The sequence below is a fragment of the Roseobacter sp. N2S genome (genome assembly GCF_031454055.1).
In the GTDB taxonomy this organism is placed as follows: Bacteria; Pseudomonadota; Alphaproteobacteria; order Rhodobacterales; family Rhodobacteraceae; genus Amylibacter.
On sequence record NZ_JAVDQB010000002.1, the window covers coordinates 65,783 to 88,048 of the forward strand.

Annotated in this window: 17 protein-coding genes; 14 read left to right on the forward strand and 3 right to left on the reverse strand. The window is 56.1% G+C overall.

The features are described from left to right. The first annotated feature begins 45 nt into the window (after positions 1–45). The 12 genes from pyrC (at position 46) to GGE09_RS06375 (ending at position 13,692) form a co-directional block, all read left to right on the forward strand. A complete protein-coding gene (pyrC, locus tag GGE09_RS06320; protein ID WP_309745032.1) occupies positions 46–1,083 on the forward strand; it encodes a dihydroorotase in 1,038 nt (345 codons plus the stop codon). A gap of 450 nt (positions 1,084–1,533) precedes the next feature. Continuing rightward, positions 1,534–3,036 (forward strand): replicative DNA helicase, encoded by a 1,503-nt coding sequence (locus tag GGE09_RS06325; protein ID WP_309745034.1) that lies wholly within the window; start codon positions 1,534–1,536, stop codon positions 3,034–3,036. Positions 3,037–3,204: 168 nt separating this feature from the next. Beyond that, positions 3,205–4,242: an alanine racemase gene (gene alr, locus GGE09_RS06330; RefSeq protein ID WP_309745036.1), complete on the forward strand. Its 1,038-nt coding sequence runs from the start codon at positions 3,205–3,207 to the stop codon at positions 4,240–4,242. A 77-nt stretch (positions 4,243–4,319) separates the two neighbouring features. Beyond that, positions 4,320–5,114: an ABC transporter permease gene (locus GGE09_RS06335; RefSeq protein ID WP_309745038.1), complete on the forward strand. Its 795-nt coding sequence runs from the start codon at positions 4,320–4,322 to the stop codon at positions 5,112–5,114. Continuing rightward, complete coding sequence (locus GGE09_RS06340) at positions 5,111–5,857, forward strand: ATP-binding cassette domain-containing protein (protein ID WP_309745040.1); 747 nt, start codon at positions 5,111–5,113, stop codon at positions 5,855–5,857. The genes GGE09_RS06335 and GGE09_RS06340 overlap by 4 nt, the downstream gene beginning before the upstream one ends. 94 nt (positions 5,858–5,951) lie before the next feature. After that, positions 5,952–6,395, forward strand: coding sequence for a paraquat-inducible protein A (locus GGE09_RS06345; protein WP_309745042.1), 444 nt, complete (start codon positions 5,952–5,954; stop codon positions 6,393–6,395). A gap of 31 nt (positions 6,396–6,426) precedes the next feature. Continuing rightward, positions 6,427–7,800 carry a DNA repair protein RadA gene (radA, locus tag GGE09_RS06350; protein WP_309745044.1) on the forward strand — a complete coding sequence of 458 codons (1,374 nt, stop codon included), beginning with the start codon at positions 6,427–6,429 and terminating at the stop codon, positions 7,798–7,800. 13 nt (positions 7,801–7,813) lie between these two features. Then, a complete protein-coding gene (locus tag GGE09_RS06355; RefSeq protein WP_309745046.1) occupies positions 7,814–8,434 on the forward strand; it encodes a CvpA family protein in 621 nt (206 codons plus the stop codon). A gap of 291 nt (positions 8,435–8,725) precedes the next feature. Further along, positions 8,726–10,198: an amidophosphoribosyltransferase gene (gene purF, locus GGE09_RS06360; RefSeq protein ID WP_309745793.1), complete on the forward strand. Its 1,473-nt coding sequence runs from the start codon at positions 8,726–8,728 to the stop codon at positions 10,196–10,198. Between the two features lie 2 nt (positions 10,199–10,200). Then, entirely contained in the window at positions 10,201–10,845 is a 645-nt protein-coding gene (locus tag GGE09_RS06365; RefSeq protein ID WP_309745048.1) for an SDR family oxidoreductase, read from the forward strand. A gap of 98 nt (positions 10,846–10,943) precedes the next feature. Next, positions 10,944–12,335: a sulfatase gene (locus tag GGE09_RS06370; RefSeq protein WP_309745050.1), complete on the forward strand. Its 1,392-nt coding sequence runs from the start codon at positions 10,944–10,946 to the stop codon at positions 12,333–12,335. Beyond that, positions 12,328–13,692 carry a sulfatase gene (locus tag GGE09_RS06375; protein WP_309745052.1) on the forward strand — a complete coding sequence of 455 codons (1,365 nt, stop codon included), beginning with the start codon at positions 12,328–12,330 and terminating at the stop codon, positions 13,690–13,692. The genes GGE09_RS06370 and GGE09_RS06375 overlap by 8 nt, the downstream gene beginning before the upstream one ends. A gap of 68 nt (positions 13,693–13,760) precedes the next feature. Here GGE09_RS06375 and der read toward each other — a convergent pair whose 3' ends face one another. The 3 genes from der to GGE09_RS06390 all read right to left on the reverse strand — a co-directional run bounded on the left by der (position 13,761) and on the right by GGE09_RS06390 (position 17,395). After that, entirely contained in the window at positions 13,761–15,257 is a 1,497-nt protein-coding gene (gene der / locus GGE09_RS06380; protein WP_309745054.1) for a ribosome biogenesis GTPase Der, read from the reverse strand. A gap of 63 nt (positions 15,258–15,320) precedes the next feature. Continuing rightward, positions 15,321–16,658, reverse strand: a complete 1,338-nt coding sequence (locus GGE09_RS06385; RefSeq protein ID WP_309745055.1) for a PQQ-binding-like beta-propeller repeat protein — start codon at positions 16,656–16,658, stop codon at positions 15,321–15,323. Between the two features lie 65 nt (positions 16,659–16,723). Beyond that, the gene (locus GGE09_RS06390) at positions 16,724–17,395 is read right to left on the reverse strand and encodes a tetratricopeptide repeat protein (RefSeq protein ID WP_309745057.1); all 672 of its coding nucleotides are present in this window, start codon (positions 17,393–17,395) and stop codon (positions 16,724–16,726) included. A 212-nt stretch (positions 17,396–17,607) separates the two neighbouring features. Here GGE09_RS06390 and GGE09_RS06395 point away from each other — a divergent pair, with 212 nt between their 5' ends. Both GGE09_RS06395 and GGE09_RS06400 read left to right on the forward strand, forming a co-directional pair. Continuing rightward, positions 17,608–18,699 (forward strand): efflux RND transporter periplasmic adaptor subunit, encoded by a 1,092-nt coding sequence (locus GGE09_RS06395; RefSeq protein ID WP_309745059.1) that lies wholly within the window; start codon positions 17,608–17,610, stop codon positions 18,697–18,699. Then, positions 18,696–22,247 carry an efflux RND transporter permease subunit gene (locus GGE09_RS06400; protein ID WP_309745060.1) on the forward strand — a complete coding sequence of 1,184 codons (3,552 nt, stop codon included), beginning with the start codon at positions 18,696–18,698 and terminating at the stop codon, positions 22,245–22,247. The genes GGE09_RS06395 and GGE09_RS06400 overlap by 4 nt, the downstream gene beginning before the upstream one ends. The last annotated feature ends 19 nt before the right edge of the window (positions 22,248–22,266 follow it).

Genomic DNA, 22,266 nt, shown 5'->3' on the forward strand with positions numbered 1-22,266 from the left:
CCGTCCTCTTAGGTATCAGCGTGCAACAGAACAGGAGCCATGCACATGACCAGCCTCACCATCCGCCGCCCCGACGACTGGCATTTGCACCTGCGTGACGGCGATATGCTACGCGGTGTGCTGCCCGAAACCGCACGGGATTTTGCCCGCGCGATCATTATGCCCAACCTTGTGCCCCCTGTTGTCACCGCCAAAGACGCTGCCGCCTACCGAGACCGGATTATGGCGGCCTTGCCCAAAGGCAGTGATTTTCAACCGCTGATGACGCTCTATCTGACCGAAACCACGGACCCTGCCGATGTGGCCGCAGCCTATGCAGACGGGCTGATCAATGCCGTAAAACTGTACCCCGCAGGGGCCACCACCAATTCAGCATCCGGTGTGAAAGACATCACCGCCGTAATGCCCGTTCTGGAAAAAATGGCGCAGATCGGCCTGCCCATGTGTGTTCACGGCGAAGTCACGGACGCAGACGTCGATATTTTTGACCGTGAAGCCGTGTTTATTGACACCAAGCTGAACCCGCTGCGCCAGCGCCTGCCAGAATTGCGCATCGTGATGGAGCATGTCACAACCAAAGACGGGATCGACTATATCACTGCGGCGGATCAAAACCTTGCAGGCACCATCACCACCCATCACCTGATCATCAACCGCAATCACCTGTTGGTTGGCGGCATCAAACCCCACTATTACTGCCTGCCCGTGGCCAAACGCGAAGAACACCGCCTTGCCCTGCGCAAAGCCGCTACATCCGGCGATTCCCGTTTCTTTTTAGGCACTGATTCAGCGCCCCACACCGACCCGAATAAACTCTGTGATTGCGGCTGTGCGGGCGTGTTTTCAGCCACCAACACAATGGCCTGTCTTGCCCATGTGTTTGAACAGGATGGCGCCTTGGAAAACCTCGAATCCTTCGCTTCACTAAACGGACCTGCCTATTACGGACTGCCCGTGAATGACGCGACACTGACCCTGACAAAACACGACACAGCGGTTAATTTTCCCGCCAAAATCGAAACAGGCGAAGGCCCCGTGACCCTGTTTGATCCCGGATTTGCACTGTTCTGGTCTACCAGTTAAGCCAAACCAAAAACGAAAAAACCCGGCCACCGCAGCGGCCGGGTAAGTATACCTGATGAGTAGCCGCCCACCTCGGAGGGAAGGACAGCCATGAGGCAGTTAGAGAACAACAGTCCGAGTCTAATCTAAATTAGCAAGTTGGAAGCCAAACGCGCAAAAATCGGTGCAGCTTTCGCATTCCCGAGACGAGGATTTGCACGCAGACACTCCACACCCGATTCGCGTCCTCATGTAAGAAACCTAGCATGAATTGTAGGGATGCAAAAGTTTTCCACTATATTTTGTGTTATACCATTGCATGCTTAATTTTTTTATTCGCCCAACAACCCGTCATAAACCAGCCAATCCAACGGGTTTTTCGCCTTATCCACAGGCCATCCACAAAGTTTTCCAGATTGCCATTTCCCGCCCGATAACCCACATTGCCCCCAACCAGAAAAAGAGGACACCATGAGCGGGATTGCAGCATTACCAGAGGTTAAACCAGCCCCTGATCACAGCGAAAATACAGGGACGCTGCCCCATTCGATTGAGGCCGAACAGGCACTTTTGGGGGCTTTACTGGTCAATAACGAAGTATATGACCGCATTGCGTCTTTGGTTAACGAAGCGCATTTCTTTGATCCGGTCCACGGCCGCATATTTGAGGTCATCGCCCGCCGTATCCAAAAGAACGCCCTGGCCTCCCCGGTGACGATCAAAGCCTTCCTTGAAGAAGACCCCGGACTGGCTGAACTGGGCGGTCCAGCCTATCTGGTACGCCTTGCGGGAGCCTCTATGTCGGTGTTTGCGGCGCGGGATTATGCGCAGATGATCTATGATCTGGCCATCCGGCGAGATCTGATCGCCATCGGCGAAGAAATCAGTGCCAAAGCCACGGCAATGAACGTTGACGATGAACCAAAAGAGCAGATCGTTGCGGCCGAACAACGGCTTTATGCGCTTGGCGAACAAGGCAGCGTGGACAGCGGCTTTCAATCCTTCCTGAAAGCGGTGACCGAAGCGGTAAACGTAGCAAACGCCGCCTATCAACGGGACGGTGGATTGGCGGGTATTTCCACAGGCTTGCAGAACATGGACGGAAAACTGGGCGGCTTGCATAAATCCGACCTTCTGATCCTAGCAGGACGCCCGTCCATGGGGAAAACATCGCTGGCAACCAATATTGCCTATAATATTGCCAAAGCCTATAAAAAGGGCGTTCGCCCAGATGGCAGCGAAGGCGCGGTACAGGGCGGCGTGGTCGGGTTTTACTCGCTCGAAATGTCATCCGAACAGCTTGCGGCGCGGATTCTGTCCGAAGCTGCGGAAATTGAATCCCATAAAATTCGCGCCGGTGACATGACCGAAGACGAATTCCGCCGCTTTGTGGAAGCCGCCAAAAGCCTTGAAAACTGCCCACTGTTCATTGATGACACAGCGGCGCTGCCAATTTCGCAACTCGCCGCCCGTGCGCGCCGCCTGAAACGGACCCACGGTCTGGACGTATTGATCGTGGACTATTTGCAACTGGTGCGCCCCGCTTCGGCCAAAGACAGCCGCGTGAACGAGGTGTCTGAAATCACCCAAGGCCTGAAAGCCATCGCCAAGGAACTGGACATCCCCGTGATCGCCCTGTCCCAGCTTTCCCGTGCCGTTGAAAGCCGCGAAGACAAAAGGCCGCAACTGTCAGACCTGCGTGAATCCGGCTCCATCGAGCAAGACGCCGACTGCGTTATGTTCGTGTACCGCGGCGAATACTACAAAGAACGGGAAAAACCGGCTGAACATGAAGCCGAAAAAATGATGACATGGCAAGGCGAAATGGAAGAGCTGATGGGCAAAGCCGAAGTCATCATCGGCAAGCAACGCCACGGTCCCATCGGATCTGTGGATCTGGCCTTTGAGGGCCGTTTCACCCGCTTCACCGATCTGGTTAAGCCCTGGCAACAAGACCGCGAAGACGAGTATTAATCTACATCTGCGGGGCTAGGATGTCACATCTCCAGCCCCGCCCGATGTCGCTCTTTTTGGGCCAAATATCCAATTCCAACGACGCCCCTTTTCACGACCTGCGCCAACAAAGCACTTGACCTCCCAGCGGCTCTGGTGTCCCTACGCGGCAAGAAAAAGGATGCGGATATGGCTGTTGCAACACTGACAATCGACCTGAATGCCATTGCGGATAATTGGCGCGCCCTTGATGCCAAATCCGCCGCCACCGTGGAAACCGCAGCCGTGGTCAAAGCCGACGGCTACGGGCTGGATGCGGGCCGTGTTTCGGCAACCCTGTCCAAAGCAGGCGTTAAGACCTTTTTTGTTGCCGTCGCCGAAGAAGGTATCGCCGTGCGCAAAGCTATTGGCGCTGACGCGGTTATATACGTGTTTTCAGGATGTTGCGCAGGGGATGCACCGATCCTGAAAGAGTATAACCTGATCCCGTTGCTGAACTCTGTGGAACAGGTAAACACCTATCTTCCCAGCGGCGCGCCTTTTGGTATCCAGCTTGATTCCGGTATGAACCGATTGGGGATGGAACCCGCCGAATTTGCGGCGCTGAAAGACACGATCACACAGGCCGCCCCGCGTCTGATCATGTCCCATCTGGCCTGCGCCGATGAACCGGACCATCCCCAAAACGTCGCGCAACTCGCAGCCTTTCGCGCCATGACAGACGGGCTCTCCACACGCAAATCCCTTTCCGCAACAGGCGGCACCCTATTGGGTGCGGATTACCATTTCGACCTGAACCGCCCGGGCGTGGGCCTTTATGGTGGTGCTCCGTTCACACAAGCCAGCCCCGCCCTGCGCCTGTCGATTCCCGTGATCCAAACCCGCGACGTCGCCTTGGGCGAGACCGTCGGCTACGGCGCTAAATGGCAGGCAACCCGCCCCAGCAAAATCGCTACCATCGCCTCTGGCTATGCTGACGGGTTGATCCGCGCCATGGGCAACGGCCCTGTAAACCTGTATGCAGGCGACACGCCCTGCCCGCTGATCGGCCGCGTTTCGATGGATTTGATCACCGTCGATGTCACCGATCTGGCAACCGTGCCAGACAGCCTGGACCTGTTGAATCCCATCCAAACCATCGACCATCTGGCAGATGCGGCAGGCACCATCGGCTATGAAATTCTCACCTCTCTTGGCGCGCGGTACAATCGCGTCTACAAGGGGTAAAACGGGTTCGCGGAATCAAAGAAAACGGGCAGGATACGCCGCCTGTATCACGTAAGAACCACGCTAAAGGGCAGATAATGCAGGCACTTACATTCCTTGACGCATTTTTGGGTTCAATCGGGCGTTCCGTTTTGGGGCTTTGCGCTGCCATCGGGCGGATTGTCGTATTCGCAGCCCTTACCATCAGCCATATCGTGCGCCCACCGTTCTATTTTCGCGAATTCGGCCAACAATTGCTGCACATCGGCTATTTCTCGCTGCCAGTAGTCGGGCTGACAGCCCTGTTCACAGGCGGCGCACTGGCGCTGCAAATCTATTCCGGCGGCGCCCGTTTCAGCGCCGAGGCCGTGGTCCCCTCGGTCGTCGCCATTGCCATGGTGCGCGAACTTGGCCCAGTTCTTAGCGGCTTGATGGTTGCAGGACGTGTTTCTTCGTCCATCGCGGCGGAACTGGGCACCATGCGGGTGACCGAACAGATCGACGCGCTGACAACCCTTTCTACCAACCCGATGAAATATCTGGTGGTCCCCCGTGTATTGGCCGCCACCATCGCCATGCCCATCCTTGCCTTTATTGGCGATGTGATCGGCATCATGGGCGGGTTTCTGGTGGGAACGCAGCGGCTTGATTTCAACGCGGCCACCTACATCAACAACACTTGGAGCTTTCTGGAGTTTGACGATATTTTCTCGGGCCTCGTAAAAGCCGCAGCCTTTGGCTTTATCGTTGCCCTTTTGGGCTGCTATCACGGTTATAATTCAGGCCGTGGTGCCCAAGGCGTGGGCCGTGCCACCACAAACGCGGTGGTCAGCGCCAGCGTGTTGATCCTCGCCGCTAATTACCTCCTGACAGAGATATTCTTCACCTCATGATACAACTGATCAACGTCAAAAAATCCTTCGGAAACAACCATGTCCTGCGCGGCGTGAACCTTGAAATCGCGCAAGGCGAAAGCATGGTGATCATCGGCGGATCTGGCACAGGCAAATCTGTGGCCCTGAAATGCGTGCTGGGGCTTGTCCATGCTGACAGCGGCCAGATCCTAGTCAACGGAGCAGATGCGACCGAGGGTGACCGCGATGCCTTCCTTGCGCAATTCGGCATGTTGTTCCAAGGCGGCGCCCTGTTTGACAGCCTCTCGGTCTGGCAAAACGTCGCCTTCCGCCTGATGCGCGGCAAGGGCAAACTTTCCAAATCAGACGCCCGCGATGTGGCCATCGAAAAACTGCGCCGTGTCGGCCTGAAACCCGAAGTGGCCGATCAGTTCCCAGCGGAATTGTCAGGGGGCATGCAAAAACGTGTCGGCCTCGCCCGTGCTATTGCCGCCGAACCCGACATCATCTTTTTTGATGAACCCACCACAGGGCTCGACCCGATCATGTCTGGCGTCATCAACGAACTGATCCGTGAAATCGTCGTTGAAATGGGCGCGACAGCCATGACCATTACCCACGATATGTCCTCGGTCCGCGCCATCGCTGACAAGGTCGCCATGCTACACGAAGGCGTGGTCCAATGGACCGGCCCCGTGGCGGATATGGACCAAAGCGGCGATCCTTACTTGGATCAATTCATCAATGCCCGCGCCGAAGGCCCAATCGAAGCCGTTCGCTAGAATAACGCCAATTGTTCACTTTATGTTCCACTTAAGTTCCCGATAATCTCCCCTTACGTTTCAATGTTCCCCAAATACTCACAACCCCAAAACCATGTTGAAAATCGCCAACCTGTCCCTTTTGATCCTCTTCCCCGTCGCATGGTTCGCCCCGTTGCTGCGCGCAGGTCTTCTGCCGTTCTTCTCATTGGATGAAATCACCGTCATATCCGGCCTTCAGGCACTCTGGGAAAAGGACGTGTTTCTGGCGCTGCTGGTCACATTCCTTGCGCTGGTTGCACCGATGGCCAAAGTCATCGGCACCGCGTTGATCCAGTTCAACCTGCTGGCCCCTTCTGTCAAACCCGTACTCTCGGTGCTTGGCCGCCTCGCCATGGCCGATGTGTTTCTGATCGCCATTTATATCGTGGCCGCCAAAGGCATTGGCGTCGGGCGGCTTGAAACCGGCTGGGGGCTGTATCTGTTTACCGCCTGCGTTCTGGGCTCTTACGCCATCACATTACTAGACAAAACACGCGTGCCTGCGCAAAGCACTTGATCCTGCCGCCTGCTTTGGCCTATCTGCGGCTATGGCCAAACAAACACTCGCTTTTACCTGCTCTGCCTGTGGCGCCTCTCATAAGAAATGGGCGGGACGTTGTGACACTTGCGGCGAATGGAATTCTATTCAGGAAGAGGCCCCTCTGGCCGCTGGACCCAAAGGAAAAACCATCGGGGCTGCCAAGGGTCGCAAGATTGAACTGTCAGACCTGACCACCAAAGACGCACCCCTGCCCCGTTCCAATTGCGGGATCGAAGAACTGGACCGTGTGCTTGGCGGCGGGCTTGTGCCTGCGTCTGCCATCCTTGTGGGCGGCGATCCGGGCATCGGGAAATCCACACTTTTGCTGCAAGCCACCGCGAAATTTGCCCTGACGGGGAAGAAGGCGATCTATGTCTCGGGCGAGGAAGCTGCCAGCCAGATTCGTATGCGCGCCCAACGGCTTGGCCTGACCAAAGCGCCGGTGCAACTGGCATCGGAAACCAATCTGCGCGATATTCTGACCACGCTGGAAGCGGAAAGACCCGATCTGGTGGTGATTGATTCCATCCAGACCATGTGGGTGGATCATATCGACAGCGCGCCCGGATCTGTGTCGCAGGTGCGCGCCGTGGCCCATGAATTAACCACATTCGCCAAAAAGCGCGGCGTGGCGGTGATCCTTGTGGGTCATGTCACCAAAGACGGCCAGATCGCTGGCCCTCGTGTGGTGGAACATATGGTCGACACTGTTTTGTATTTTGAAGGCGAACGCGGCCACCAGTTCCGCATCCTGCGCGCAGTGAAAAACCGCTTTGGGCCTGCGGATGAAATCGGTGTGTTCCAGATGACGGGCTCAGGACTGGAAGAAGTCACCAATCCCTCTGCCTTATTCCTGTCAGACCGCGAAAAACCCGCCCCCGGATCGGTGGTTTTTGCAGGAATTGAAGGAACCCGCCCGCTTTTGGTGGAAATTCAGGCGCTTGTGGCCCAATCCGCGTTGGCCAATGCGCGGCGCACGGTTGTGGGTTGGGACAGCGGCCGTTTGTCTATGATCCTCGCCGTTCTGGAATCCCGCGCAGGCGTGTCTTTTGCGGGAATGGATGTCTATCTGAATGTCGCGGGGGGGATGCGGATTTCCGAGCCTGCGGCCGATCTGGCTGTGGCGGCTGCGCTGATTTCAGCGCGTCTGGACATGAGCCTGCCCGGTGATCTGGTGATTTTCGGGGAAATAAGTCTTTCTGGTGGCCTGCGCCCCATTTCACAGGCCGAAGCCCGCCTTAAAGAGGCCAAAAAGCTTGGTTTTAGTGGCGCGTTTGCGCCATCGCGCATGAAACTTGCCAGCACATCTGGCATGACTGTAAAAAAAGTGAATGATGTGGCTACGTTTATCACCGATTGTTTCGGCGATATCGAGGCCTGAAGAAGAGGGTACTATGGAAGGTTTCACACTGGTAGACGGCGGCGTTGCAGTCGTCATTCTAATCTCGGCCATTCTGGCCTATTCGCGCGGGTTTGTGCGCGAGGTCTTATCTATCGCAGGCTGGGTGATTGCCGCCGTAGTGGCCTATGTGCTGACACCGCAGGTGGAACCGCTGGTCAAAGAAATCCCTGTGGTTTCCGATATTATCGGCGGGTCTTGTGTCTTGTCCCTGATCGTGGCCTTTGCCATCATCTTTGCCGTCGCACTGATCGTCGTGTCGATCTTTACCCCATTGTTTTCGGGCATGATCCAGCAATCGGCCATCGGCGGGATCGACCAGGGCATCGGCTTTCTGTTCGGTGTGGCCCGTGGCCTGTTGCTGATTCTGATCGCCTTTATCCTTTATGACAACATCTTTCCCGAAGGGGATCGTCTGGACATCGTGGAAAACAGCAAATCCCGTGCTGTTCTGTCCGACAGCCAGTCCCGATTGGCCCAAATGCTGCCAACAGAAGTGCCTGTATGGTTGCAAGACCGGTATGAATCCTTTGTTGGCACCTGTGGTGGCGTTGACAACGGTTCCACAGATACTGGCATCGTAACCCCACCGGCAACTGGCGGGTCTGACACGTAATAAGGGTAGAGAGTGCCATAAAATCTGGCAATTCTGCACAATTAACAAGATTTCACGCGCGGCCGATCATTGTATCTGCCGCGCGTTTTCTTTGATTGCTTCGGTGTATTGGGTGAACTTGGGATTAGGTATTTAGGCTCTAAAGAAGACTTGGGCTTTTGGTGTTAAATGCACGGAGGGAAACACAGACTGCGACATTTCGTATGACGGTTTGATGACCACTCGGGCATGGACGTCCGCGCAGTGGCACGCTATACCCTGCCCATCTGCCCATACTCGGAAATGCACCCCATGCTGAGCCAGACCAAGCCGTTCCTTGCCCATCCGTTTGACGACGACAAACTGAAAGAGGAGTGCGGCATTTTTGGCGTTATCGGCGTGCAAGACGCCGCTAATTTTGTCGCCCTCGGATTGCACGCCCTGCAGCATCGCGGGCAAGAAGCCGGCGGCATTGTTGCCTATGACGCGGAACACGGGTTCAACAGCGCGCGGCGTTTTGGCTATGTTCGGGATAATTTCACAAAGGCATCGTTGATGGAAACCCTACCCGGGTCCAATTCGATCGGCCATGTGCGCTATTCCACATCAGGGTCCAAGGGCCCTACTGCGATCCGCGATGTGCAGCCGTTCTTTGGCGAGTTTTCGCTGGGTGGCTGTGCCATCGCCCATAACGGCAATCTGACCAATGCGGTTGCGCTGCGCAAAGAGCTGATCTCTCGCGGTTCGATCTTTCAATCTTCGTCTGACAGCGAATGTATCATCCATCTGATCGCGCGGTCCTATCAATCCACCCTGCCCGAACGTCTAAAGGATGCGCTGCGCCGTGTTGAAGGTGCGTTTTCGGTGATCGCCCAGACCCGCACCAAGCTGATCGGTGTGCGTGATGCACTGGGTGTACGCCCGCTGGTTCTGGGCAAACTCGGCGATGGTTGGGTTTTATCGTCCGAAACCTGTGCGCTGGATATTATCGGGGCAGAGTTCATCCGCGAAGTGGAACCGGGCGAGATGATCATCGCTTCGGCCACGGGGATCGAGAGTTCCTATCCGTTTGAAAAAGCCAAGCCGCGGCCCTGTATCTTTGAACACGTCTATTTTTCGCGCCCTGACAGTATTTTGGGCGGGCAATCGGTATATGAAACCCGCCGCCGTATCGGTGTGGAACTGGCTAAGGAATCCCCTGTGGATGCCGATCTGGTCTGCCCAGTCCCTGATTCAGGCACACCAGCGGCCATCGGGTTTTCCCAGGAAAGCGGCATTCCCTATGCCATGGGGATCATCCGCAACCAGTATATGGGCCGCACCTTTATTGAACCCACCGAGCAGATCCGCAACATGGGTGTGCGTCTGAAGCTGAACGTGAACCGTGCGCTGATCAAAGGCAAACGGGTCATTCTGGTGGACGATTCTGTGGTTCGGGGCACAACGTCCCGCAAGATCAAAGAAATGATCCTGGATGCAGGCGCTGCCGAAGTTCACTTTCGTATCGCCTCCCCCCCGACCGCATGGCCCTGTTTTTATGGTGTCGACACGCCGCAGCGCGAAAAACTGCTGGCTGCAACCATGACCGAAGAAGAAATGCGCGACCATCTGGGCGTTGCCTCTTTGAAGTTCGTTACGCTAAACGGCTTGTACCGCGCAGCAGGCGAGGAAAAGGGCCGCGACAACGCATCCCCTGCCTATTGTGATGCCTGTTTCAGTGGTGAATATCCTGTAAGGCCCGCAGATAAAATCGAAGAAGGCTTTATGATGAAGGCTGCGGAATAGTCGTGACACAGCCCATTACTCTTATCACTGGCGCGTCGCGCGGGCTTGGCGCGGCCACAGCCGAGATTCTGGCTGCCAAAGGCCATCACATCATCGCTTTAGCCCGTACCACGGGCGCGCTTGAAGAACTGGACGATCGCATTCAGACCAAAGGCGGCACAACTACCTTGGTGCCGCTGGATGTAAAAGACGAAGAAGCGGTCAAACGGCTGTGCATTTCGGTGAACGAACGCTGGGGCGGGCTGGATTACTGGGTCCATTGCATCAATCACGCGCCCCCCTTGTCACCGGCCAATCACGCTGCGCAAAAGGATTGGGACAGCACGTTCAATACCAATGTGCGCATGACCCAACAGCTGATCGTGAACCTTGATCCCCTGTTGGAGCCGCGCAAAGGCACGGCTGTTCACTGCCACGATCCCCGCGCGGGCGAAAAGTTTTTTGCCGCTTACGGGGCGTCAAAAGCGGCGCAAAAGGCGCTGTTTGACAGTTGGCGCGCCGAAGTGTCTGGCCTTAAGCGCCGTGTGGTCTGTTTTGAACCTGCACCGATGCCCACAGCCACCCGTGCGCGGTTCTTCCCCGGTGAAGACCGCGCCGCGCTGACCCCTTGTGCCGATGAAGCTGCCCGTTTGGTCAGCCTGCTTTAAGGCCGATCGCAATCTCTGAAGGGGGTGTGCCAATCCCCCTTCCCTTTCGACCCTGTTTCCAGCAAACTGCGTGAAAAACAATCCGCAGGCCCAAAGCAGTGAACGTAAACCCCGTAAAAAACATCCTCTTCCTGTCGATTGAGGATCTGAATGACTGGATTGAACCGCTTGGCGGGCATCCAGATACGTTGACCCCCAATCTGACCCGTCTGGCGCAACGGGCCAAACTGTTTGAAAACGCCTATGCCGAGGCACCCGCCTGTTCACCCAGCCGCACGTCAGCGCTGTTCGGGCAACATCCCTGGTCCACAGGGGTTTATGCCAACAACCACAAATGGCATGATTTTTATGAACCGGGCGCAAAGCGATCGCTTGTGGGGCGGTTCAAGGATGCGGGTTTTGAAACCCACGGCGCGGGCAAGGTGTTTCATGTGGCCCCCAAACATTTCGACCCCGCAGACTGGACCAGCTACAACCGCCGCGAGATCGAAAATTTCGCACCGATCAGCGCCACCCGAAAATCTGAAAAAGTGGGCGCAAACACGGATTTCGGGCCGCTTGATAATGCAGAATTGCAATATGACGACCACAACACAGACTGGCTGGTGGATCAGTTGCAGGCGGGTGCCACGGGGCAATTCTGGGCGCTTGGCCTCTATCGTCCGCATTTGCCGTTCATTGTTCAGCAGAAATATTTCGACCGTTTTCCCGAGGTCGTCGCCGATCCGCCGGGCTTGGGGTTGAACCGATTTGATCCGCTTAACAGCTCGCTGCACGGGCAACTGCCAGATGCGGGAAAATCCATGGCCAATGATTCCGCCATGTTGCGGCGGATATTGGGGCGGCAGGGTGAATATAAAGACCTGCTAAAGGCTTACCTTGCCTCAATCAATTATGCGGATGAACTGTTGGGAAAGGTTCTGGATAAAATGGACGCTTGTGATCTGTGGGACAGTACTTTGGTGGTGCTCTGGTCCGATCACGGTTGGCAGTTGGGCGAAAAGCTGGCCTTTCGTAAGTTCACCCTGTGGGAGCGGGCTTTACGTATTCCAATGTTGTTTGCAGGGGCCGGTATACAGGCAGGGCGATCCGCAGAGCCAGTGACCCTGTGCGATATTGCCCCGACCCTTTTTGCCCGCGCGGGTCTGCCCGTGGACCCACAGTTTGAAGGGCAAGACCTGTCACCTGCTTTAGATGAAACATCTGAACCGCTGCGCGGCCATGCTGTTGCGGTTTGGGGGCGTGAATTCAAAACCGACAGCCCGAAACTGGCCATGTCGGCACGCTCCAAGACCCACCGTTATATCCTCTATTGGGATGGCAGCGATGAGTTGTATGACCACAGAGCCGACCCGTTTGAGCATGTGAACCTGCTGAACGACACAAACGCTCTCGACGACCCGGATATCGCCGCCCTGCGAGAGGAACATCAATTGATGCTGCCCGAGGATTTTGCCATTCCCGTATCACAGACCAGCTATCGTGGATAAACCGCGCCAGAATATCCTGTTGTTTTCAATCGAGGATTTGAACGATTGGATTGAACCTTTGGGCGGGCACCCTGATGCGATTACCCCCAATCTGTCGCGGCTGGCAAAACGCGCCGTAGTGTTCACCCAAGCCTATAGCCCCGCACCCGCCTGTTCGCCTGCGCGCACCGCCGCGCTGTTCGGGCAGAACCCTTGGGAAACCGGTGTCTACGCCAATCAGCACAAATGGCATCATCATTACCCCCGCGGCAAACGTCTGTCGCTTGTGGGGCGGATGCGGGATGCGGGGTTTGCGACCCACGGGCTGGGAAAAGTGTTTCACGTCAATAAACCCCAGTTCGATTACGAGGATTGGGACAGTTTCCCGCAAAGCAATTCGGAACTGTTCCCCCCGATCAGCAAGCTGGCCAAGACAGGGAAATTCGGGCCGTCTATTGATTTTGGCCCTGTGCCGGACGGGGATGACCAGTATGATGATATGAACACATCCGCGATGATAGAGCGGATGACACCTGACAGTTTAGGGCAGTTCTGGGCGCTTGGGCTGTATCGCCCCCATCTGCCCTTTGTGGTGCCCCAACGGTTTTTTGATATGTTCCCCGACACCGTCGCCAATCCCCCCGGGTTGGGGCAAAACAGCTTTGATCCCGAGGCGCAGGCCCCGCAGGCTGGGTTGTCTGCGGCGGGGAAATCTTATGCCAACAGCCGCGCGCAGTTTCGGCGCATTGTTAGCCGCACGGGGGAGTATCAGGATTTTTTAAAGGCTTATCTAGCATCAGTCGCCTATGCGGATCACCTTTTGGGACGGGTTTTAGACCATATGGATGCAACTGGTCTGTGGGAGACAACGACCCTGATCTTATGGTCCGATCACGGCTATCAACTGGGCGAAAAGCTGGCTTTTCACAAGTTTACCCTATGGGAGCGGGCTTTGCGGGTGCCTTTAATGATCGCGGGACCAGACATCGAACCTGCGCACAGTGACGAACCTGTATCGCTGATTGATATTGCCCCGACGGTTCTGGCACTGACAGGCCAGCCAAAGGCAGAGCAGTTTTCAGGGCAGGATTTGACGCCGATTTTACTTGGCAAGAAAGAACCGATGCGCGGCTTTGCCGGTTCGGTCTGGACGCAAGATGCCAAGGACGGCTTGGCCCAAACGGCTTTGACCACACGCACGCGCAGCCATCGGTACATCTTTTATTGGGATGGATCAGAGGAATTATACGATCACCGCGTAGATCCGTTCGAGCATCACAACCTGCTGTTGGATGGCGGGAATGATCCTGAAATTCAACGGCTTAGGGAGATGTTTTTGGCTATGCTGCCAGAAGATATGGCAGAGCCGGCAAACTAAACCCGCCGGATGTGTGGCTGTGGTGCAGCCTCCGGCGGGGATATTTTTCAAACAAAAAGCTTTGGTCGCTACGACTTTGGCTTCACGCCGCGCCCTGCTTCTTTGCGGAAGCGGCCTTCGGTGTGTTTGTTCAGTTTTGTCACTTTCTTTTCTTTCTTGTCCCGATAAGGGTTCTTGGCAGACTGGCTGCGCATGAACAGACGGATCGGGGTGCCGGGCATATTAAGGTCGGCCCGTAACCCGTTGACAAGATAGCGACTATAGCTTTCGGGCGTCAGATCGGGATGCGAACACATAACAACGAAACTTGGCGGTCTGGTTTTGACTTGGGTCATGTACCGCATGCGGATCCGTTTGCCACCCGGAGCTGGCGGCGGGTGGGCCTCGAGCATACCAGTGAGCCAGCGGTTTAGACGCGCGGTGCTGATGCGGCGGTTCCAGACTTTATGAGCGTCCAGAATGGCTTGATGCAGCTTGTCGATGCCTTTGCCTGTGCGGGCAGAGACTGTGACCATCGGTGCGCCGCGAAGCTGGGGCAACAAACGGGTGAAGCTTTCGCGCAACTCTTTGATCTTGCTTTGCTTCTCGTCTTCAAGATCCCATTTGTTCACAGCCACGACAACCGCGCGGCCTTCCCGTTCGGCCAGATCGGCGATGCGCAGGTCCTGTTGTTCGAAGGGTATGTCCACATCCAGCAGAACAACCACAACTTCCGAGAATTTCACCGCGCGCAGACCATCGGACACGGAAAGTTTTTCCAGCTTTTCCTGTACTTTGGCCCGTTTGCGCATCCCCGCCGTATCCCAAATACGGAACGGGATACCGTCCCAAGTGGCATTGGTGGAAATCGCATCGCGGGTGATGCCAGCTTCGGGGCCTGTCAGCAGTTTGTCCTGCCCCAGAATTTTATTGATCAGTGTGGATTTGCCCGCGTTCGGGCGGCCCACAACGGCAATTTGCAACGGGCGGGCTGCGGAATAGGTGATTTCGACATCTTCATTGTCAAAATCATAATCTTCGTCTTCGGTCACATCCACATCGGTTTCAGGTTCGATCTGGCGGTCTTCGAATTCTTTGGCCATGGGTTCAAGCATGCGCATCAAGTCGTCCATGCCCTCGCCGTGTTCTGCGGACAATTGCACAGGTTCGCCAAGACCCAAGGAGAAAGCATCGTAATAACCCGATTCGCCTGCGCGTCCTTCGGCCTTATTGGCGGCCAGAATGACGCGGGCTGATTTGCGGCGCAGGATTTCAGCGAACACCTGATCGGCAGGCATAACCCCAGCGCGCGCGTCCATCATGAACAGGCAGATGTCGGCCATTTCCACAGCGCGTTCGGTCAACATCCGCATCCGCCCTTGCAGGCTTTCGTCGGTGGCCTCTTCCAGTCCGGCGGTGTCGATCACGGTGAAACGTAGCGGGCCAAGGCGCGCCTCGCCTTCACGCAGATCACGGGTGACGCCAGGTTGATCATCGACCAGCGCTAGTTTGCGGCCAACCAAACGGTTGAACAGGGTGGATTTACCAACGTTGGGACGCCCGACAATGGCCAGCGTGAAAGACATGATTAGAAACCTGTAAATGGGTTGAAACCGCCATCTAGCGGATCACAACCATATTGAAAAGGCTTATTGATAGGCGTGCAGTTGTCCGTTGGCAGAGAAGATGAACAATTTGCCCCCTGCCACAGCCGGTTGCGAGGCCGCACCACCCGGAATAGCAACCGTGCCTGTGACAGTTCCATCTACCGGATTATAGCTGCGCAACAAACCGTCACTGCCAGCAACCCAAAGCTGGCCACCAGCCAGAACGGGGCCGAAGTAAGCATAGGCATCTTTCTTGCGACGGTCTTTTTTCGCTTTGAAATCAGGTAATTCCGCTGACCACACCTCGGTTCCGTCAGAGGCGTTCAAACGTTTGACGGCAAAGCGGTCGGTGATCATAAACACCGCGCCACCTGCGGGCCAGACAGGGGAATACGACCCGTCTTTGGCGGTCCACAACCGTTCGCCAGAGCGGCGGTCAAGCGCTGCAAGGCGTCCAGATTGGTTGGCCACATAAAGTGTGGTGCCATCAATAACCGGATCGCCGGAAATGTCGGAAACCACGTTGCGGGCCTGACCTTTGTTGCTGCCAGTCACCGTAGCAGTCCATGCCCGTAAGCCGTTGTTGGTGACCGCGCCAATGATTTCACCAGAGGCGAAAGGCAGAACCGCCAGTTTCCCAAGGGCGGCGGGGGCGCCTGCCCCTGCGATGCCAGAAGTGTCGCCAGAGCTGACCTGCTGCCACAAAATACGCCCGTTTTTAATATCGAGCCCAAGCGCCACGTTATTACGTGACACAGCCACGATCACATCCCCCACAATCAGCGGGTCGGTGGAAATTGCGCCGTTCATCTGGTGACGCCAGCGTTCCGCGCCAGTAGCCGGATCAAGGACAATCACTTCTCCAAAGCCGGTTGTGACAGCAAGCACGCCGCTGCCATAGGCCAAACCGCCGCCGGAAGCCTCGCCCTTTTTCTCAATCGGGGGAGTCAGATCGCGTGACCATTGCGCCCCGCCTGATGTGGAAAACGCCCGTACATTGGCGTTTGAATCCATCGTGTAGATACGCCCGCCGCCTATTACAGGGCTGGCTGTAATCGCATTTTTCCGGCTGTTGCCTGACCCGATGCCCGTACTCCAGACTTTCGTCAGGGTGCGCCCCAAAGCAGGCTGGCGGATCAAATGTTGAGCCGAGCCGTTGCGATGGGTCCATTCCGCATTCACCACAGGGGCTGCCAAGGACAGTTTGTCGATCCGTGGTGCGTCAACTGTGGCTTCATCGCCGACAGGCAACAAAGGCGCGCGCAAGTCCAGACGTTCCCCCGGTAAAGGCGGCTCTTTTTGCGCACAGGCTGCCAAGGCGGCACTGAAGGCCAGCGATATTGTCAGGGCACGCCCGAATTTGCTCGTTACTTTTGTCATACCGCTTGCCACTTGCTCGGCCCCGATCGTTGATTGATCCTGTTGCTCGCCAATTGTGCTGTTTTTTACTCGGAAAGCAATTGCGAGATTGCCGGAATTTCCGCCCCGAGTGCCACCAGTACCTGAGAGGCGCGATTGCGCAAGGCGTCTGTGGCCTCGCTGTCTTGCACCAACTCGCTGTAAAGCGCCACTGCGGCGTCGCGGTCATCTGCTGCAAGGGCGGTAATCGCCTGCTGTTCCAAGGCCAAAGGACGGAACACAGCCCCTGGTGCCGCCAAAGCGGCCAGTTCAGCGTCGCGTTCGGCTGTATCCATCGCAGCCCCCTGCAAAATCACTGATTTCAGGCGGGCCATATCTGTGTAAACAGCACCGTAATTGCCGTTTGCGACCGCTTCATAGGCGGCAATTGCGCCTTCTGTGTCGCCCGCTTCGACCAGTTCACTGGCGCGGCGCATCAGGACGATCACTTGGGCAGGGCCAGCATCCGCAGACAGATCCGCCAAAGCATCAGCCCGCGCAGTTGCATCATCACCTTCAAGCGCCGCAGCGATTTGATCGCCCCGTGCCTGTGCCTGTGAGGCGGACTGAACTTTTTGCCATTCCAGAAAACCAGTGGTCCCTACGGCACCAATGACCAGAACAACAGCAATCCATCCGTACTTGCGCACGTATTTATACAATTGGTCGCGCCGTACTTCCTCGGTAACTTCTTCAATAAAGGAATCGCTATCGCTCACAGTTGTCTCCTGACCCGAATTCGCGGGGACAATACTGCGAAGCGGGCAAGTTTGCCAAGGCGCATTTGCAACAACCTTACATTGATGCACTAGAAAGCCCATTTAAGGCTTTGCCTTCTCTTGCATGCTAAAGCACATGACTCTATCTAGAGAGCACTGCTTATTTACGCCCTTTCCGGCCCTTTTATGCCGCGTTGCCACGAGGTTTCCCTATGCGTTTCACGCCCCTGCTGACAGCCGCATTTGTCTGCGCTTTCACCTATATGTTGATCCTAGAGCGTGACACGCTTTTGGCCTTTGCGGGGGCACAAACCCCGCCTGTGGCGGATGAACAGGTGGAAAACGGTATCGAAAACAAGCCGCCCGTTTCTGTTTTGGTCCTGAAATCCGAAGCACAGCCAGTGGCCCGCGGCATTGTGTTGCGCGGTCAGACAGCGGCGTTTCGGTTGCTGGATGTAAAGGCTGAAACCAACGGACAAGTGATTTCGCCGCCCCTGCGCGCAGGTACTTTGGTTGGTGAGGGGGAGTTGCTGTGCAAACTGGACCCCGGCACCCGCCAGGCCAGCCTATCCGAAGCAGAAGCCCGTCTTGCCGAAGCGCAGGCCAATAACAATGTGTCGGCTAATCTGGTGCAAAAAGGATATGCGTCTGAAACCACCGCGATTTCCCGTGTAGCGGCTTTGCAGGCAGCAGAAGCCGTGGTGCAGCGGGCAGAAAAAGAAATGGAACAGTTGGAAATTCACGCGCCGTTTTCGGGGTTGCTGGAATCTGACACAGCGGAATTTGGTGCTTTGCTGCAAACCGGCGGCACCTGTGCGCGGGTGATTGCATTAAACCCGATAAAACTGGTGGGCTATGCCACCGAACAACAGGTGCAGCGAATTTCCATAGGTGGGTTGGCAGGCGCGCGGTTGATTGGCGGGCAAGAGGTCCAAGGCAAGCTGACGTTTATTTCACGCAGTGCCGATCCGTTGACCCGAACCTTTAAGGTGGAAATCACTGTGCCCAACGAAAATCTGGCCATTCGCGATGGGTCAACCGCTGAAATCTTTATCGCCATGCACGGCGAATCTGGTCATCTTCTACCCCAATCGGCCCTGACCTTGAATGACGAAGGCCAGCTTGGGGTGCGTGTGGTGGACGGGGAAACGGCTGATTTCAAAACCGTCACAATTCTGAACGAAAGCCCCGAAGGGGTTTGGGTTGGCGGGCTGCCTGACCACGCCGAAGTGATCATCGTCGGACAGGAATTCGTAACCGCAGGACGCCGTGTTACTGTGACTTATCAAAAGGATGCGTCATGATAGGCGTCGTCGATTGGGCCTCCGCCCGCGCGCGCATGATCTTTGCGCTGATTGTTCTGTCACTGGGTGCTGGGGCCTATTCCTATGTGAATCTGCCCAAAGAAGGCGAGCCGGACATCGACATTCCAGCCTTGTTTGTGTCGGTGCCTTTCCCCGGTATTTCTGCCGAAGACAGCGAAAAACTGATTGTCAAACCGCTGGAAAGCAAGCTGCGCGATCTGGACGGGCTCAAGAAAATATCCGGCACAGCGGCGGAAAACTATGGCGGCGTTGCGCTGGAATTCGAATTCGGCTGGGATAAATCCGCCACTATCGCTGATGTGCGCGACAAGGTTAATCAGGCACAGGCCGATTTTCCGTCCGGCGCGGAACAGCCGACGATCACGGAAATCAACTTCTCTGAATTCCCCGTTCTGGTGGTTTCACTGTCTGGCTCGATTCCCGAACGCACCTTGCTGCGGGTGGTCAAAGATCTGCAAGATAAAGTGGAAAGCCTGACCCCAATCCTTGAGGCAGGTCTGGCTGGGCACCGCGATGAAATGCTCGAAGTCCTGATCGACCCGCTAAAACTCGAAGCCTATAACGTCACAGCGGGTGAATTGATCAATGTAGTCACCAACAACAACCAGCTGATTGCCGCAGGTGAAGTGGAAACTGCCAACGGGGCGTTCTCGGTGAAAATCCCTTCGGCTTTTGACGAACCCCAGGATGTCTATAACCTGCCCGTCAAAGTGAATGGCGACAGGGTAATTACCCTTGGCGATCTGGCTGAAATCCGTCTGACCTTTGAAGACCAGCTTGGCACGGCGCGCTATAACGGTGAAACCACGGTGGCGTTACAGGTGGTAAAACGCAAAGGCGTGAACCTGATCAACGCGGTGCAGTTGGTGCGCGACACAGTGAAAGCCGCCCAAGACGAATGGCCACAAGAACTACGCGACAGTATCACTGTCAGCTATTCCATGGACGAAAGCACCAATGTGGCCGATATGGTGGGGCAGCTGGAAGCCTCGGTTCTAACGGCTGTTGCGCTGGTGATGATCGTCGTGCTGGCCGCCCTTGGTGTACGATCGGCACTGCTGGTCGGATTTGCAATCCCTACGTCCTTCCTGCTGTCTTTTGCAATTATGGCGGTTATGGGCATTTCAATTTCCAACATCGTGATGTTTGGCCTGATCCTTGCGGTTGGTATGCTGGTGGACGGCGCCATTGTTGTGGTGGAATACGCCGACAAGGAAATCAGCCGCGGTGTTGGCCCGATGCGGGCCTATACGGCGGCGGCCAAGCGGATGTTCTGGCCGATTGTATCGTCAACGGCCACAACACTCTGCGCTTTTCTGCCCATGCTGTTCTGGCCAGGCGTTCCGGGTGAATTCATGGGCAACCTGCCTGTCACCCTGATCTTTGTGCTGTCTGCATCCCTGCTGGTCGCACTGGTTTATCTGCCCGTTGTGGGCGGCGTTGCGGGGCGGGTCTCGGCCCTGTTGGGGCGTATATCCAACACCCTGCGCGCGTCCTTTCACTGGAGTCTGCGACTAACCCTTATGCTCGTCAGCGCGGTAATCCTGTTCAACGGCATCATGATGCTGCTGCGCGGTCAAATTATGCTCGCCAGTGTTGCGATCATTCTGGGCTGTCTGGCATTGGCCGCCACGGGCGGATCAATCGGTCGCCAAAAGGGGGAAACCAAGATCAAAGCGGGCTACAAGCGATCCGCTTTTGGCTGGTTGATCCACCTGATCGCCGGCAACCCTGTCATGCCGATTGTCACAATTGCCGCCACCGCATTTTTTGTAGCTTCTGTGTTCAGCTACTTTGGCACCCATTCCAAAGGCGTTGAATTCTTTGTGGAAACCGAACCGGAACGGGCCATCGCCTATGTGCGGGCGCGGGGCAACCTGAGCCTTGAAGAAAAGGATATTCTGGTCAAACAGGTGGAAGCCGAGATCATGCAGGTGGACGGCGTTGAAAGCCTGTTTGCCTTTGCTGGCGAAGGGGGATTGAACCAGAACTCTGGCGGCGCTTCCGCGCCCACAGATAGCATTGGTCAGGTCCAGATCGAGCTGACAAAATGGACGGAACGGCCCCACGGTTCAGGGACAGCAATCCTCAACCAAATCAACGAGCGTCTGAAAACCGTGCCCGGCATTCAGGCCGAAATTTCCGAGGCCGCCATGGGCCCCGCGTCGGGCAAACCGCTGAACCTGCGGCTTACCGGCGAAAACTGGGATGACCTGCTCAGCGCCGCTGATATTGTGCGCAGCAAGTTTGACTCCACGACGGGGTTGGTCAAGATCGAGGACACCCGCCCCCTGCCCGGCATCGACTGGCAGATAGACGTAGATGTGGAACAGGCGGGGCGCTACGGCGCAGATGTGCTGTCTGTGGGCGCAATGGTGCAACTTGTGACCCGCGGGCTGCTGCTGGACACCATGCGGGTAGACAGTTCGGACGATGAAATCGAAATCCGCGTGCGTCTGCCCGAACAAGACCGGTTGTTGTCCACCATCGACACGCTTCGTGTGCGCACCGCATCGGGCCTGATCCCGCTGTCAAACTTCATCACCCGCACGCCGGTAAAAAAGCTGGGCCAGATCGACCGCTTTGACACAAAACGCTATTTCGACGTCAAATCAGACGTGGATGGCAGCCTGTTTGTAGATGCTGACGGTAATATTGTGGACGCCGACACTGAAAATGCCAAACCGCTGAACGGCAATGTTGCCATTCAGGCCATGACAAAATGGTTGGAAACCGAAACGCCTCTGCCCAAAGGGGTGGAATGGTCATGGCAAGGCGACCAACAGGAACAAGAGGAATCCCAAGCCTTCCTCGGCAACGCATTTGCGGGCGCCTTGGGGTTGATGTTTGTAATCTTGTTGGCCCAGTTCAATTCAGTCTACAACTCGCTCTTGGTGCTATTGGCCGTGGTTCTATCCACGACTGGCGTGTTGATCGGGATGCTGGTGATGGACCAGACCTTTTCGATCATCATGACTGGCACAGGGATTGTGGCGCTGGCAGGAATTGTGGTGAACAACAACATTGTTTTGATCGACACCTATCAGGAATACGCCGAATATATGCCGCGCCTGCAAGCCATTGTGCGCACCGCCGAGGATCGCATCCGCCCTGTTCTGCTGACCACCATCACCACAATGGCGGGGCTTGCCCCGATGATGTTCGGCCTGTCGATCGACTTTTACAATGGTGGCTATTCCATTGATGCGCCAACCGCGCTGTGGTGGAAACAACTGGCCACGGCTGTGGTCTTTGGCCTTGGCATTGCAACGGTTCTGACGCTGGTTGTCACACCGTCCCTGCTGGCCCTGCGGGTCTGGTTTACCATGGGTGCTTATAACTTGGGTGCAGTGCTAGGCACGTTGTTAGGTGGAAAAGACAGCCAAATCGCGAAAGACCGCAAGCAACGGTTAAACGCAGGCAAAACCGCCGCTGGCGAAATCCACTGGTCAGACACGACCGAAGGCCCGGCCCCCGTCACCGCCTTGCCAGCAACCGCAAAATCCCCGTTGAAAGCGGCCGAATAACGCTGCTTTTACTTTTTGT